13 protein-coding genes are annotated in these 13,315 nt (G+C 61.4%); 5 read left to right on the plus strand and 8 right to left on the minus strand.

The window, feature by feature from the left end; all coding sequences use genetic code 11:
• Nucleotides 1-28 precede the first annotated feature (28 nt).
• Together AC07M8_RS16880 and AC07M8_RS16885 are read right to left on the minus strand one after the other, a co-directional pair.
• Nucleotides 29-271, minus strand: coding sequence for a hypothetical protein (locus tag AC07M8_RS16880; RefSeq protein ID WP_495175393.1), 243 nt, complete (start codon nucleotides 269-271; stop codon nucleotides 29-31).
• A 257-nt stretch (nucleotides 272-528) separates the two neighbouring features.
• On the minus strand, nucleotides 529-1,527 hold the full coding sequence (locus tag AC07M8_RS16885) for a GDP-mannose 4,6-dehydratase (protein ID WP_495175394.1): 999 nt from the start codon (nucleotides 1,525-1,527) through the stop codon (nucleotides 529-531).
• A 119-nt stretch (nucleotides 1,528-1,646) separates the two neighbouring features.
• Here AC07M8_RS16885 and AC07M8_RS16890 point away from each other — a divergent pair, with 119 nt between their 5' ends.
• Genes AC07M8_RS16890 through AC07M8_RS16910 form a run of 5 tightly spaced genes read left to right on the plus strand, consistent with a single transcriptional unit; the run spans nucleotide 1,647 to nucleotide 7,150 of the window.
• Entirely contained in the window at nucleotides 1,647-2,783 is a 1,137-nt protein-coding gene (locus AC07M8_RS16890) for an EpsG family protein (RefSeq protein ID WP_495175395.1), read from the plus strand.
• On the plus strand, nucleotides 2,780-4,015 hold the full coding sequence (locus AC07M8_RS16895; RefSeq protein WP_495175396.1) for a glycosyltransferase: 1,236 nt from the start codon (nucleotides 2,780-2,782) through the stop codon (nucleotides 4,013-4,015). Before AC07M8_RS16890 ends, AC07M8_RS16895 begins: the two co-directional genes overlap by 4 nt.
• On the plus strand, nucleotides 4,015-5,094 hold the full coding sequence (locus AC07M8_RS16900) for a glycosyltransferase family 4 protein (protein ID WP_495175397.1): 1,080 nt from the start codon (nucleotides 4,015-4,017) through the stop codon (nucleotides 5,092-5,094). Before AC07M8_RS16895 ends, AC07M8_RS16900 begins: the two co-directional genes overlap by 1 nt.
• Before the next feature lie 41 nt (nucleotides 5,095-5,135).
• On the plus strand, nucleotides 5,136-6,206 hold the full coding sequence (locus AC07M8_RS16905) for a glycosyltransferase (RefSeq protein WP_495175398.1): 1,071 nt from the start codon (nucleotides 5,136-5,138) through the stop codon (nucleotides 6,204-6,206).
• Nucleotides 6,203-7,150, plus strand: coding sequence for a glycosyltransferase family 2 protein (locus AC07M8_RS16910; RefSeq protein WP_495175399.1), 948 nt, complete (start codon nucleotides 6,203-6,205; stop codon nucleotides 7,148-7,150). The genes AC07M8_RS16905 and AC07M8_RS16910 overlap by 4 nt, the downstream gene beginning before the upstream one ends.
• 10 nt (nucleotides 7,151-7,160) lie before the next feature.
• On the opposite strand, the gene AC07M8_RS16915 is transcribed toward AC07M8_RS16910, so the two are convergent.
• The 6 genes from AC07M8_RS16915 to AC07M8_RS16940 all read right to left on the minus strand — a co-directional run bounded on the left by AC07M8_RS16915 (nucleotide 7,161) and on the right by AC07M8_RS16940 (nucleotide 13,187).
• Complete coding sequence (locus AC07M8_RS16915; protein ID WP_495175400.1) at nucleotides 7,161-8,174, minus strand: glycosyltransferase; 1,014 nt, start codon at nucleotides 8,172-8,174, stop codon at nucleotides 7,161-7,163.
• A gap of 51 nt (nucleotides 8,175-8,225) precedes the next feature.
• Entirely contained in the window at nucleotides 8,226-9,665 is a 1,440-nt protein-coding gene (locus tag AC07M8_RS16920) for an O-antigen translocase (protein ID WP_495175401.1), read from the minus strand.
• A gap of 17 nt (nucleotides 9,666-9,682) precedes the next feature.
• Nucleotides 9,683-10,147 carry an acyltransferase gene (locus AC07M8_RS16925; protein WP_495175402.1) on the minus strand — a complete coding sequence of 155 codons (465 nt, stop codon included), beginning with the start codon at nucleotides 10,145-10,147 and terminating at the stop codon, nucleotides 9,683-9,685.
• Nucleotides 10,144-11,253, minus strand: a complete 1,110-nt coding sequence (locus AC07M8_RS16930) for a DegT/DnrJ/EryC1/StrS family aminotransferase (protein ID WP_495175403.1) — start codon at nucleotides 11,251-11,253, stop codon at nucleotides 10,144-10,146. The genes AC07M8_RS16925 and AC07M8_RS16930 overlap by 4 nt, the downstream gene beginning before the upstream one ends.
• Nucleotides 11,250-11,666 (minus strand): sugar 3,4-ketoisomerase, encoded by a 417-nt coding sequence (locus tag AC07M8_RS16935; protein WP_495175404.1) that lies wholly within the window; start codon nucleotides 11,664-11,666, stop codon nucleotides 11,250-11,252. Before AC07M8_RS16935 ends, AC07M8_RS16930 begins: the two co-directional genes overlap by 4 nt.
• A gap of 198 nt (nucleotides 11,667-11,864) precedes the next feature.
• Nucleotides 11,865-13,187 carry a glycoside hydrolase family protein gene (locus tag AC07M8_RS16940; protein ID WP_495175405.1) on the minus strand — a complete coding sequence of 441 codons (1,323 nt, stop codon included), beginning with the start codon at nucleotides 13,185-13,187 and terminating at the stop codon, nucleotides 11,865-11,867.
• Between the last annotated feature and the right edge of the window lie 128 nt (nucleotides 13,188-13,315).

Below are 13,315 nucleotides of genomic sequence, written 5' to 3' on the forward strand. Positions count from 1 at the left end.
CCCTTTTCCCGAAACTTTGACGATCAGCTTACGGGCTGACGGAGCTATCCGCATCGTCGTCGCTGTCGGCAACAACAACGATGCCCGCGGCGACGGCAGCCGCTGCGAGAACCGCGATGAGAATGCCACCGCCAGCAAGAGCGTTGTCACCCTTGACCGACTCGGTAGCCGGCGCGGTGAGCGGCGTGGCGATCGGCGCAGCCGCTGCCACGGTCGGGGCAGCGACGAGCGACAGCGCCGTCATTGCCATAGTGATACCCTTGAACTTCACGTGTGTTCCTCCTTGCAGAGCCGTCCGGTCTCGAACACTTGGTCTGCCTTAAGACGTTTTGCGTCAAAAAGTCTACCATAATCGTTCGGCGACCGCCGGCGCTACCGACTGGGTGTTGCAGAACCGCTAACCCAAGCGGCCTTTTAAGGTTCCCGTTGTAGGCGCCAAGGCCCTAAAAAGGGCAACTTCTACATGAATCGCGCAATAAACTTCCGATATGTGGCACTTATGCCACAGTTGTCGCACCCTGTTTGCTGTCAAAGCCGATGGTAGTCGCGGTACCATTGCACGAATCGCGGCACGCCCTCCGCGATCGTGGTGCGTGGTGTATAGCCAAGATCGCGCTGGATCGCGCTGATGTCGGCAAAGGTGTCGCGGACGTCACCGGGCTGCATCGGCAGCAGGCGGCGCTCGGCTGGCCGGCCGCATGCCTGCTCGATCAGCGAGATCATCTCGCCCAGATCTTCTGAGCGGCTGTTGCCGATGTTGTAGAGCCGGTGCGGGCTGATGCTGCCCCCCGCCTTGATATCGCCGTCGTCGGGCGGCGGATTGTCGAGACAGGCGACGATCCCCGCAACGATGTCGTCGATATAGGTGAAGTCGCGCCGCATCCGGCCTTCGCCGAACACGTCGATCGGGCGACCTTCGTAGATCGCCTTAGTGAACAGCCACATCGCCATGTCGGGGCGGCCCCAAGGGCCGTAGACGGTGAAGAAGCGCAGGCCGGTCTGCGGCAGCCGATAGAGATGGGCATAGGTCTCGCTCATCAGCTCGTCCGCCTTCTTGGTGGCGGCGTAGAGCGATAGCGGCTGATCGACCCGGTCCTCGACCCGGAAGGGTAGATTGGTGTTGCCGCCATAGACGGATGACGACGAGGCGTAGACGAGATGCTCGACCCGGCGGTGCCGCGCGACCTCGAGCAGGTTGAGGTGGCCAGCGAGGTTCGCCTGGAGATAGGCGCGCGGATTCTCAATCGAATAGCGCACGCCCGCCTGCGCGCCGAGATGGACGATGCGCTGGAACTCCTTGCCCGCCAGCGCCCCGTCGAGCGCCTGGTGGTCCGCGAAATCGACCTGCTCGAAGGCGAAGCGCTCGCCGCCGGCCTCGGCGATGCGCGCCAGCCGATCGCGCTTCAATTGCGGGTCGTAATAATCGTTGATGCTGTCGATGCCGACCACATGGTCGCCGCGCGCCAGCAGGCGAAGCACGACGGTGGAACCGATGAACCCGGCGACGCCGGTGACGAGAACGCGCATGGAGTTGCTCCGGATGGGATCGTCTGCGGGGGTGCTGCCTCACAGGAGTGACGCCCCTGTAGAAAAGGATGGCCCTCTGCGGCAAGCGCCTTCGCTTTGCCGCAGAGGCCATGCCTCGCATGCGTTGCACCGGCGTCGTTCCTTGCCTAAGCGGTGCGGCATCCTCTGGTTGGGAATTCGTCCTGCTTCCGTACTGGCTTATTTTCATCATGTGGATGGCGGCCGCGTTGGGATACAATCGCAGGGTCGCGATCGCCAATACGGCCCTGCGACCTCAGTGGCGCGCGACTACGGGGGTCTATATCCTGGCGCTCGCGACCGCGCTGATGGTCGGAATGCGCTACGAGATAGGTGCAGACTGGTTCACCTATCTTAACAATTACAACATGGTCCAGCTGCTGGACTATTCGCAGGCGTTGCAAACCTTTGACGTAGGATATGCGACGTTCGTATTTATAGCCGGTCGCCTTGATGCCGGCGTATGGCTGGCGAACCTAGCCTGTGGCGTCGTCATGACGCTGGGCATCCTGCGGTTCTGTCTACGGCAGGAAAATCCGGCGCTCACCTTCCTGGTTGCGGTGCCTTATCTCGTGATCGTCGTCGGCATGGGCTATACCCGCCAGGGGGTCGCTATCGGGATTGTTCTCGCCGGTCTGGCGGATATCGATGGCCGATCGCCATTCAAGCTGATCGCCTTTGTGCTGGCCGCAGCCCTGTTTCACCGCACCGCGCTGCTGGTACTGCCACTCGCGCTTGCGCCGCTTGCCCGGCGGAATCTGCTGCAAACCATTCTGGGTGGGATCGCGTTCTTGGTCTTGGCGTTCATTCTGCTGAGCCGGCAATCCGATGAGCTGGTGAACACATATATCACGCAGGATTATGAATCGGGCGGTGCGGTGGTTCGCGTGGCAATGAACCTCGTACCTGCCGTGCTAGCTTTGCTGTTGCGCAATCGGCTCGGCTTCAACAGCTATCAACGCGACATGTGGAGCGTGTTTGCATGTGTCGCGCTGGCGACGTTCCCCTTGGTGGTGGCCACTAACTTCACCACGGCCATCGACCGCTTGGCACTATTTCTGATCCCGCTTCAACTCGCGATCCTGCCGCGGCTGCCCTATGCCATGAGCCGCACGAGGCAGACCAACGCCCAGTTGTTCATCGCGGTGTGTGCCTATTCGGCCGCAATCCAGCTGGTCTGGTTGGTGTTCGCAACCCATGCCAGCTACTGGGTGCCTTATAAAATCGGTTTCGCATGACAGTCGCGCGGATGAAGGAGGCCGATCGACCCGCCATGCCGGCGGTCGTCTACATGAGCTACGACGGCATTCTCGAGCCGCTCGGGGAAAGTCAGGTCGTCGCCTATCTCGAGATGCTTGCGGATGAATACGCCATCCATCTCATCAGCTTCGAGAAGCCGGCGGATGTCGCGCAACGGGAACGGGTTGATCGCATGAAGGCGCGCCTCGATGCGGCCGGGATCATTTGGCACTCCCGACACTATCACAAGCATCCCAAGATCGTGTCGACCCTGTGGGACATGGGCACAGCAATGCTACTGGTGGTGTGGCTGGCGTTGCGTTACCGTGCGCGCGTGCTTCATGCGCGCAGCGTGCTGTGTGCGGCGATGCTGTATCCCGCACGGCTGATCGGTCGCGGCAGGTTCCTGGTCGATATCCGCGGCTTCTGGGCCGACGAACGGGTCGATGGCGGCATGATCCGCTCGGGTGGCATCGTCTATCGCGTGCTCAAGATTATCGAAAAGGCGATGCTGCGCGACGCCGATCATATCGTGACGCTTACCCGCGCCTCCGTACCTTTTCTGCGCGACGACCCCCGGCTGGGGCGCACCCAAGCACCGATCAGTGTTATTCCCACCTGTGCCGACCTGGCGCTGTTCTCGCGGGCACCGCGCGAATGCTCAGGTCCGCTGACGATCGGCTACGCCGGACAGATCGGCACGTGGTACATGTTCGACGAAATGCTGGCTTTCTTTCGGGCGGTGCAGCACCATCGGCCCGATGCACGACTCCTGATCGTCAACCAGAATCAGCAGGATGCGGCCCGGGCGGCCGTTGCCAGGGCGGGCATTGATATGGCCTATGTGGACATCGCCGGCACCAATCGGGCAGGAATGCCGGATCAGATGCGCCGCATGGATGCCGGGCTGGCGCTGATCCACCCGTTTTTCTCCAAGATTGCCAGCGCCCCCACCAAGCTCGCCGAATATCTCGGGTGCGGCGTGCCGGTGGTCGGCAATGCCGGCTGCGGCGACATGGTGCAGATCATCGCCGATGACCGCGTCGGCGTGGCGATGGCCGACACCAGCGCGGACGCGATCGAGGCCGCGGCGCTGGCGCTGCTGGAACGGCTGGAGGATCCGGATCTGTCCGCACGCTGCGTCGCCTCGGCGCATCGCCATTTCTCGCTGGCGGATGGCGTGAACGGCTATCGTGCAATCTATCGCTCGCTGACGGAAAAGGCCGCCTAATGCCGAGAATCCTGGTCCTCTGTCCCTATCCGCAGGGCGTGGCCGCGGGGCAGCGGCTCAAATACGAGCAGTATCTTGACGACTGGCGCGCCGCCGGGTTTGAGGTCACCGTCTCCTCGTTCATGGACACGGCGTTGTGGGACCGTGCCTATGTGCCTGGACACCGGCTGGCCAAGGCAATCGGTACGGTACAAGGGCATCTTCGCCGGCTGCGTGACCTGATCCGGCTGCGCAACTACGACCTCGTTTATATCTCGATGTGGGTGACGCCGTTCGGCACCACTTGGATGGAGCGGCTAACGCGCCGTTGGGCACGGCGCATCGTCTATGACATCGAGGACAATCTACTGGCGGAGGACGGCGCGCCTAGTGGTTTGCGCCAACGTCTGAAGGGGCGCGGCAAGCCACGCTTCCTGCTGGAGCAGGCTGACCATGTCATCACCGCCTCGCCCTTCATGGTCGATCGCTACCGGACGCTGAACGCCAAGGGCGGCGTGACGCTGATCTACCCTTCGGTGGATACCGACAGCTTCCTTCCGCGCGCAAATCAGTCGGACGAGACCAGGCCGGTGATCGGCTGGACTGGCACGTTCAGCTCGGCACCTTATCTCGACCTGCTCCGACCAGTGTTTCAAAAGCTGGCGCGGCGCGTTGATTTCAAGCTGATCGTGGTCGGCAATTTTTCCTATGCGCTGCCCGGCGTAGACCTAGAGGTACTGACCTGGTCGCGCGCGGAGGAGGTCGCGCAGATGCAGCGGCTCGACATCGGCGTCTATCCACTGCCCAATGACGATTGGGTGCTGGGCAAGGCCGGCCTCAAGGTGATCCAGTACATGGCGTTCGGCCTGCCGAGCGTGTCCAGCAACATCGGCACCGCGATTCAACAGGTAACGGACGGTGTGAACGGCTTTCTGGTCGATACCGAAGCCGAGTGGCTAGAGGTTTTGGAACGCCTCTGTCGCGATTCCGAACTGCGCCGGAGGGTTGGTGAGGCTGGGCGGAAGGAAGCCGTGGCCCATTATTCGCGACAAGCAACCAGCGCGCGATATCTGACCGTGCTGAATACCACGGTCGGGTAATGTTTATGACGGGCACGCCTGCTGCAACGGAGCGTCTAGCCTTGTTCCTGCCCGATCTTGGAGGGGGCGGAGCCGAACGGGTGGCCTTGGCGCTGCTGCAGGGGTTCATCGACAAGGGCCATCCGGTCGATCTGGTCCTGGCTCGGGCTCAGGGCGCGCTACTGCCGCTGGTGCCTGCCGAGGTGAATATCGTCGATCTTGGCGTGAACAAGCTGCGTCAGATCGTGCTGCCGCTTGCCCGTTACCTGCGTGGACGACGGCCCTATGCGATGCACGCCATGATGTGGCCGCTGCCGTTGCTGGCGATCGCCGCGCGTGCGATCGCGCGGGTCGATACGCGGATAGTCGGCAGCGAGCATACTACCTTGTCGACGATGCCGCACGGTTTGGGCAAGTCGTGGGTCCGGGCGCTCACGCGGCGCGCATACCTGCGAGCGGATGGGCTGATCGCCGTATCGGCCGGGGTAGCCGACGACCTGTCCACATTCGTCGGTTTGCCGCGGGGGCGCATAGCGGTGATCCACAATCCGTTGTTGTTGCCTGCCACCCTGCCCGATCCCGCTGCCGCGGCCGCGCGCTGGCCGGCAAACACGAAGCGTATGCTGGCGGTGGGCGCGCTCAAGGTGGAAAAGAACTATCCGCTGCTGCTGCGCACGCTGGCACGGGTGCGCCAGCGGATGCCGGCGTCGCTGCTGATCCTAGGTGACGGACCGTTGCGTGAAACGCTGGAACGGCAGGTGGCAGACATGGGGCTGGTGGATGCGGTGGTGTTTGCTGGGTTCGAAACCGACCCCTGGGCCTTTTACGCTGCGGCGGATCTTTTCGTGCTGTCGTCGGATTGCGAGGGGTTCGGCAACGTACTGGTGGAGGCCATGCACGCCAGATTGCCGATTGTTAGCACGGATTGTCCCAACGGCCCGCGCGAGGTCCTGGACGGCGGGGCCTATGGAGCATTGGTGCCCTGCGGCGATGAAACAGCTCTTGCACAGGCGCTGGTGGCCGCATGTGGCATGGTGGTTGATCCCGTTCATCTCCGGCGTCGCGCGGCCATGCTGTCCAGCGGGTCGGCCCTCGACGCTCATGTCCAGCTGTTGACGGGAAGGGCGGAATGACCCTCCCAGATGTATCGATTGTCATTTCCTGCTATAATCGTGAGTTCTTCGTCAGCAAGGCAATAGCGAGTGCCCTGGCGCAACAGGGCGTTGCTTTCGAGGTCGTGGTTGTCGACGATGGATCATCGGACGGATCATGGAGCAGCATATGCGCCTTTGGTAGCGCCGTGCGAGCAGTACGCCAACCAAATGGAGGTGTCAGTGCCGCGCGCAATGAAGGTATTAACCAATCCTGCGGTCGTTACATTAAATTCCTAGACTCGGACGATCTTCTTCCGGCCAATGCCGTCACGAACTTGCTCGCTGCAACTGCAAGTGTAGGTCCGCGTGACATCGTCTTCGGCAATGCCGCACTGATCGGGCCCGATGACCTGCCGGCGCAAGGCCCGGATTACGGTTTTCCTGCCACGCCATCGGGGACGGCGCTGGCTTGGCCGGTGCTTCTCTCCGGGACCATGTCCCCATGGTTGCCGTTGTTTCCCCGTAAGGCACTGTTGGATATCGGCGGATTTGACGAGGCGATGAGCGTCGGCGAGGATCAGGAACTTGCCGTTCGCCTAAAAAAGCACGGTTATCAATTCGTCAGAATAAACCCGATCGTGGCGCTAGTCCGCGAACATGATGGCACAAGGCTCAGTCGTGGCATCGACGCGCAGCGCTATGCAAGGGAAATCCTTTTCTTTGAACGGGTCGCGACACAGCTACGCGATGTCACACCCGCACTGTCAACCACCGACTGGCAGGCATTGGGCAGGCTGGCGTGGATCAGAGGCAGGGATGCGGCACGCAGTGGGTTGAGGGATGCGGCCGACAGCCTTTTTGCCTTTGCCTTGGAAGTTGGTGGTCGAAGCGTCCGATCGAATAGTCTCCGGATGTTGTATGCGCTAATGTCCCCCTATGACGTCGAGCAATGGACCGGCAGGATCAAGCGCTTGGTGAAATGACGAATTGCCGTCAGTGACGGCCCAGGACTTTAGTTAGTTTTGACGACAATGCCTTGGAATGGCCAAAGACGGCCAATCCGGGAATGCGCACCAGAGCCGCTTTGGCTTCCCGCCAGCTTCTTGAGGTCAACAGAAGTCCGACGCGTGCGCGTAAATCCGCATCGGCGTATCGTTCGACGCGCGAAAGCGATCGTTTGGCCCTTTCGATGGCGTCAATGTCGATCCTACCAAGGATGTCCGCCCTGTTAGGCGCATGAGGCAGCCATTGGGTCGTGAAATAATTAAGATAGGCATACGAACTTCCCGCAAACCGTGCCAAGCGCCGCTCCATTTCACTGAACTCGGCGGCCATCGTGGGGGAAAATCGATTGTTGCTGAACGATGAATTATGGACTCGATAGTCCAGGGTGACGGTTGGAACCAAATGAACCTCACGTCCAAGCGCGTGAACAATCAACGTCAGCAGCGCATCCTCGTGGAACACTTTTCCGCGCGAGACAGGAACCGATCTCAACAAATCGCCGGTATAGGCCGCCGTGGCGCCGTTGACGAATCTGCTTTCCGACTTGTCCTTGATGTAATCAAAGACGGGATGAAGCGCGGCATTGGGCGTTTGACATCGGTCAACCACCGCTCCATTTTCGTCGATGATATCATAAGCAGAATGCAGGGCATCGGCCTTGGTGTCACGCCACGCCTTTACCATGACGGATACCCTGTCAGGCTTCAACAGGTCGTCACCCCCCCCACACAGAATGACGTCGCCCGTCGCAACCGCTATGCCACTTTGAAAGTTGGCCAAGGTCCCCTGGTTGACGTCATTAAGGACGGTCTTGAAGTGATGCGGGCCGGTGTAAGTGCACGCGATGTCATTGATGATCGATCTGGTGTCATCGGTAGAATTATCGTCAGCGACAATGACTTCGAGTGGCGAATAATCCTGCGCCAGAGCCGATTCAAGCGCGGATCTGATGTACTCCTCCTGGTTATAGCTGAGGATCACAAGACTTGCTGAAATCGTCATAGATGAAATCTTTTCTGTCGATGTCCAATTAATAATGAAGTTAGTTAATAGTTATGTCGCACCGTCTGCGGCGGTATGTTTGCCCATCCACATCTTTGCAAGCGTTATTCCGGAATAGGTTGTGGCTGTAATAGCGAAAACTGCTCCCAGAAGTAATGCTACATTTCCTTCAACATGGTCTAATATCGCAATTGCTGAGGTAGCGATGAAGCCCGCAAGGAACAGCATAATGTATCGGAGGCGGGGTATAAAGCCGATTCGCTTGTAAGCCATGTATCCAACCAGAATGATATATAGCGAATAGCTAATGAGATAACTGATCCCAACCGCCTGCAAGCCGCTCTTGTCTATCAAAATGCTTACAAGCGCCAGGGTCATCAACAGATGAAATGTCTCTACCGCAAGAAACGTCTTGGCGCGAGCTTCGGCGACGATGACGTAGCCCAAAGGCCAGCTTGCGATCTTCACCACATCGGCGAGTATAAGCCATCGAAGAACAAGGGCGGTGCCGCTGAACGCATCAGAGTAGAGGAGCTTGATGATCCAGGGTAACGCCGACTGGGTGAAGATCATGACGGGCAACGCCAGCAGCAGCGCGATCTCCGCCTGGTCATTGACGCTTTCGCAAGCAGCGACCTTGTCTTTGATGACGGCGGTCAACCGGGGCAGGTAATCCGTGCCCATCGCTTGCAGGATGAAGCCTACATAAGTGATCGACAACGTCCATGCCGCCGTGAATTCGCCCAGCGCGACGGGACCTATCCGGGTGCCGATGATCGAGCGGATCATGAGCGCACCCGCTGTTAACGAAATGCCGCTCAACATCATGGGGATGCCCAGGCGCAGGATCGGGGCGATCTCACGGTACCAGTGCGAGGTCGATCCCGTGGGCTTGGGCAGGCGGACCGTGAATATGAGGCCGACCAAAGCGATGCTCAGAGGCGCCGCGATGACGTAAGGAACGATCCCGCCCGCTCCCCAAGCGGCGAGAACGGCAATTCCGATAGTCGTGCCAAAGAACGCCCCTCCGACTTGAGTCATCGCCAGATCGCGCAGACGTCGGACGCCGTTCAGCAACGAGATTTGAATGGACGACCAGATGGTCAGCGCAACGGCCGGTGCAAGCCAGCCTACTTGGTCGGCTAGATGAACATCGCCAAGTACATGATCGGCCAAAGGCGTTCTGAAAAAATAGGTGAAGAGGGCGCCAGCGCCAGCAAGCAACACCGTCAGCCATTGGAGCGACTTGCGGATAGGCGCCAGCCGCTCCGGACAATCCGCAATTTGCCGGACCGCCGATCCTGCGGCGCCCAAGCCGAACACGCTGGCGATCGTGGTGACCAAGCTCAGCAGCAACCCGATCACCCCCAGGCCTGCCGGGCCCAGGAGCAGGGCGGCAGCTTTGTTGCGCACTAGGCCGATAACGATGTTCACTGCGGATGCACCACCGATGATGGAGGTGGCACGTACGATCTGGCGATGACTGGTCACGGTCGACGGCCGAACGATCATGAACTGGATAATGGTCGCGCGGGGTTGCCCACCCAGGTTTCGCCTGCCGGCACGTCCTTGGTCACCACTGCACCCGCGCCGATCATGGCGCTGCGGCCAATCCGAACGCCCGGCAGCAGGACCGCGCCGGCACCGATGCTGGCGCCACGCTCTACCACGGTCTTGGCCCAGGTTGACGGCATCTGGCGCGACCGGGGGTGGCGATCGTTGGTAAAGGTGGCGTTGGGGCCGCAGAACACGTCGTCCTCCAGAACGATCCCGTTCCAGACATACACGCCGCATTTCAGCGTCACCCGGTCGCCGAGCACCGCTTCGCCCTCGACCATGGTGTGCGCGTTGAGGTTGCAGTCTGCGCCGATCCGCGCGCCCGACAGCACCACTGCGAACTGCCAAACTCGCGTGCCCGACCCGATCACGGCATCGGGATGGACGACGGCAAGGGGGTCGATGTGGCCGGTCATGACCCGGCCCAGCGCCGGACCGCGGCGGTCACCCGGTCGACATCCTCAGTCGATAGGTGCGGACCGATGGGCAGGCTCAGCGTCTCCGACGTCAGGCGCTCGGCGATAGGAAAGCTACCTTCGCCCAGCCCAAGCTCGGCATAGGCCTGCTGGCGATGCGGCGGGATCGGGTAATGGATCTGCGTTGCAATCCCGTCCGCCGCCAGCGACGCTCGCAGGTCATCGCGTCGCGGCGTATGCACGGTGAACAGGTGCCATACCGGCTCCGCCCAGTCGGGCACGTACGGCAGAACGAGGCCGCAGTCGCGCAGCTCGTTCAAATAGCGGGTCGCGATGTGCGTCCGGCGGCTGTTCCAGACGTCAAGATGCGGCAGCTTGACGTCCATGATGGCGGCATGGATTGGATCCAGCCGGGAATTGACGCCTTTTTCGACGTTCACGTACCGCTCGGCCGAGCCGTAGTTGCCGAGCGTGCGGATGCGTACCGCCAGCGCCTCATCGTTGGTCGTGACCGCGCCGCCATCACCGGCCGCGCCCAGGTTTTTGGAAGGGTAAAAACTCCAGCAGGCGGCATCACTGTGGCCACCCACGCGGACGCCGCGATAGCGCGCACCATGCGCCTGCGCGGCATCCTCGACCAGTCGCAGCCCGTGCCGGCGCGTGATCGCCAGCAAGGTGTCCAAATCGGCCGGTTGGCCATAAAGATGGGTTGGCAGCACCACCTTGGTACGGTGGGTGATGGCCGCTTCGACCTTGGTGGGATCGAGGTTATAGGTCCTGGGGTCGGGTTCAACCATGACCGGAGTGGCGCCGGTCATCGACACGGCCAGCATGGTGGCGATGAATGAATTACTGGCTACGATCACCTCGTCGCCGGGGCCGACATCCATGGCGCGCAAGGTCAGGTGAAGGGCATCGAGACCATTGCCTACACCGACGGCATGAGCGGTATCGGTAAAGGCGGCGAATGCGGCCTCGAAGCGCTCGTTTTCCGGGCCCCCGACGAACCAGCCCGATTGAAGGACGCGCAGGGCGGCAGCGTCAATTTCGTCGCGCAGCTCTTCATAGATCGGCGCAAGGGCAAGAAAGGGTACAGTGGTGGTCATGAAGCGTGAACCATGGCGAGGAAAGTGTCGTAGTCGCGGATGTAATCCGCTTCGTCGTAATGCCGGTCGGCAAGCACCATCAGCACGGCGTCATCGGAAAAATCGTGCATTTCACGCCAGATCATGGGGCCGATGGTGACGCCCTTGTCGGGGCGATCAAGCACCACGCTGCGGCGTTTTTGACCGTCATCGAGCACTATGGTACAGCTGCCGCTGACGCAGATCGCCAGTTGCCGCAATGCAAGGTGAGCGTGAAATCCTCGCGCGACGCCGGCTTGCGTGCCGAAGATATAATAAACGCGAGCGATGGGAAAATCCGTGTCGCGTTCCGCCTCGATCACGCAAAGGCTACCGCGGTCGTCGCCCATCGGTGGGAGTAAAACAAGCTTTTGATTGTCGACGGAGCCGTGCATATATTTATCCTGCCGTGCAACGGGGGGCGGGCATTATCCCGATCCCAAGGTTCCGCGCGCGGCACGCGGGGCCTACCAGCCGTCCTGCGCGCACGCAAATGGCTTGCCGTGGGCCGCATGGATATTGCCGTCATTTCCCGTGCAACGGCGGCTAGGGCGGGGTTGGCGGCGAATATGCGTGTGACGGGATATCTCGTCTTATTGGTGCATCACCTTTCCGTTGACGCTCAACAGCCCACGAACCTTTGAGCCGTAGAAATCGACATCACCACCTGTTTGAAACGTGCAGGTGCCGGTGAACACCCCGCGGGTATAGGCTACTTTCTTCCCCGTCTGACGGAAGCGACAGTTGTTGTAATGCGTATCGCTGGGCGTCCACGGCAGCGCCCTGTCGGGGCTGTTTGCGACGAAATCGCAATCGTCGAACAGAACGTTGGTGCTGCCCCCGCCCAGATCGGCGAGGAACTGGTGATAGGCCTTGCCCGTAGGCGACAGTTTCGGGTCGTCGGTAAAGCGGCAATGATGGAATTGCGTGGCCTGCGCCGGATCGGTACTGGGGAAGGCGTTCACGATCGAGCCGACGAACAGGCAATCGTCGAACCGGATGCGCGGCTTGTAGCTCCACGAGGACCAGCTGGTCGTGCCGATCATCCGGCAGCGTTCAACGTGGATGTCAGCGACATCGCCCGCCGAGGCAAGAAACCCGACGCCCGTGTTGTCGGAAAAGGTGCAGTTTACAAACCAGCCGTGGCGGCAGACCGATCCCTCCGCCTCGATGTCGACGCCCGCAGCTGGGGCGGAATGGAAACGGCCACGGCCGGTGCGCGTGAAGCGGCAACCGATCGCGGTCAATTGCGTGCCGCCGACCCAGGACAGTCCCTGGCGCCCGTTGCGGTCGCAGGTCACGTTGCGCAGGGTGATCGGATAGCGCGGGCTGGCGGCGGTGAGGCCGGCATGTGCCACCATCACCCCGTCCAAGCCGTGATCGTGTGATCGGACGTTCTCCACCACCACCCCGCCGGTGTTGGCGATCAGCATGATGCCGATGGCTTCCACTTGGCGCCCCGTATCGCCCCAGCCGCCGCCCAGGACATAATGGTCGGCGTTGCCGTCCAACTCGATGCCGCGGATCGTCACTGCAGCCCGGCATTCCCGGACGTTGATCATGCGATAGGCATCGGCGCGAAAGTCGGCATCGTAAAAGGGCTGGGGTACGTCATGGGCTGCGCCGCTGACGGGATCAAATGACCCGAACCACAAACCTTCGGCCGCGACCAGCGTGGCGCCGTTGCCAGCGATCACGACCGGTCGCGTGCATTGCTCGATCAAGATGATCGTCTGGCTTTGTGCGGCAAACCCTTGCCCCCGCCGCGAGGCGAGCTGCTGAACCCCGACGCGATAGCGGCCTGGCGGGATCAGCAGCGTGCCGCCCCCGGCTTTCGACAGGGCGGCGCTGGCCTTCTGGAAGGCGCGCGTGTTCGTCGCTGCGCTGGCGCCCGGCGCCGCACCGAAATCGCGCACGTTGAACGTGCGGGGCGGAGCAGCGGCCGCGGCCGCGCGCGGCCATAGCAGTATCGAGGCGAGGCTGGCGCCGAACCCGCGGCGTGTGGGGGACCATGGCATCGGCTTCGCGATATCCCATTACCGCC

It is taken from the genome of Sphingomonas sp. GW821-FHT09E03 (assembly GCF_059416225.1).

Bases quoted from the DNA above. Each gene is read 5' to 3' on its own strand.
- AC07M8_RS16915 (WP_495175400.1), bottom strand. From the start codon at position 8,174: ATGACGATTTCAGCAAGTCTTGTGATCCTCAGCTATAACCAGGAGGAG.
- AC07M8_RS16925 (WP_495175402.1), bottom strand. From the start codon at position 10,147: ATGACCGGCCACATCGACCCCCTTGCCGTCGTCCATCCCGATGCCGTG.
- AC07M8_RS16930 (WP_495175403.1), bottom strand. From the start codon at position 11,253: ATGACCACCACTGTACCCTTTCTTGCCCTTGCGCCGATCTATGAAGAG.
- AC07M8_RS16910 (WP_495175399.1), top strand. From the start codon at position 6,203: ATGACCCTCCCAGATGTATCGATTGTCATTTCCTGCTATAATCGTGAG.
- AC07M8_RS16935 (WP_495175404.1), bottom strand. From the start codon at position 11,666: ATGCACGGCTCCGTCGACAATCAAAAGCTTGTTTTACTCCCACCGATG.
- AC07M8_RS16895 (WP_495175396.1), top strand. From the start codon at position 2,780: ATGACAGTCGCGCGGATGAAGGAGGCCGATCGACCCGCCATGCCGGCG.
- AC07M8_RS16890 (WP_495175395.1), top strand. From the start codon at position 1,647: ATGCGTTGCACCGGCGTCGTTCCTTGCCTAAGCGGTGCGGCATCCTCT.
- AC07M8_RS16900 (WP_495175397.1), top strand. From the start codon at position 4,015: ATGCCGAGAATCCTGGTCCTCTGTCCCTATCCGCAGGGCGTGGCCGCG.
- AC07M8_RS16885 (WP_495175394.1), bottom strand. From the start codon at position 1,527: ATGCGCGTTCTCGTCACCGGCGTCGCCGGGTTCATCGGTTCCACCGTC.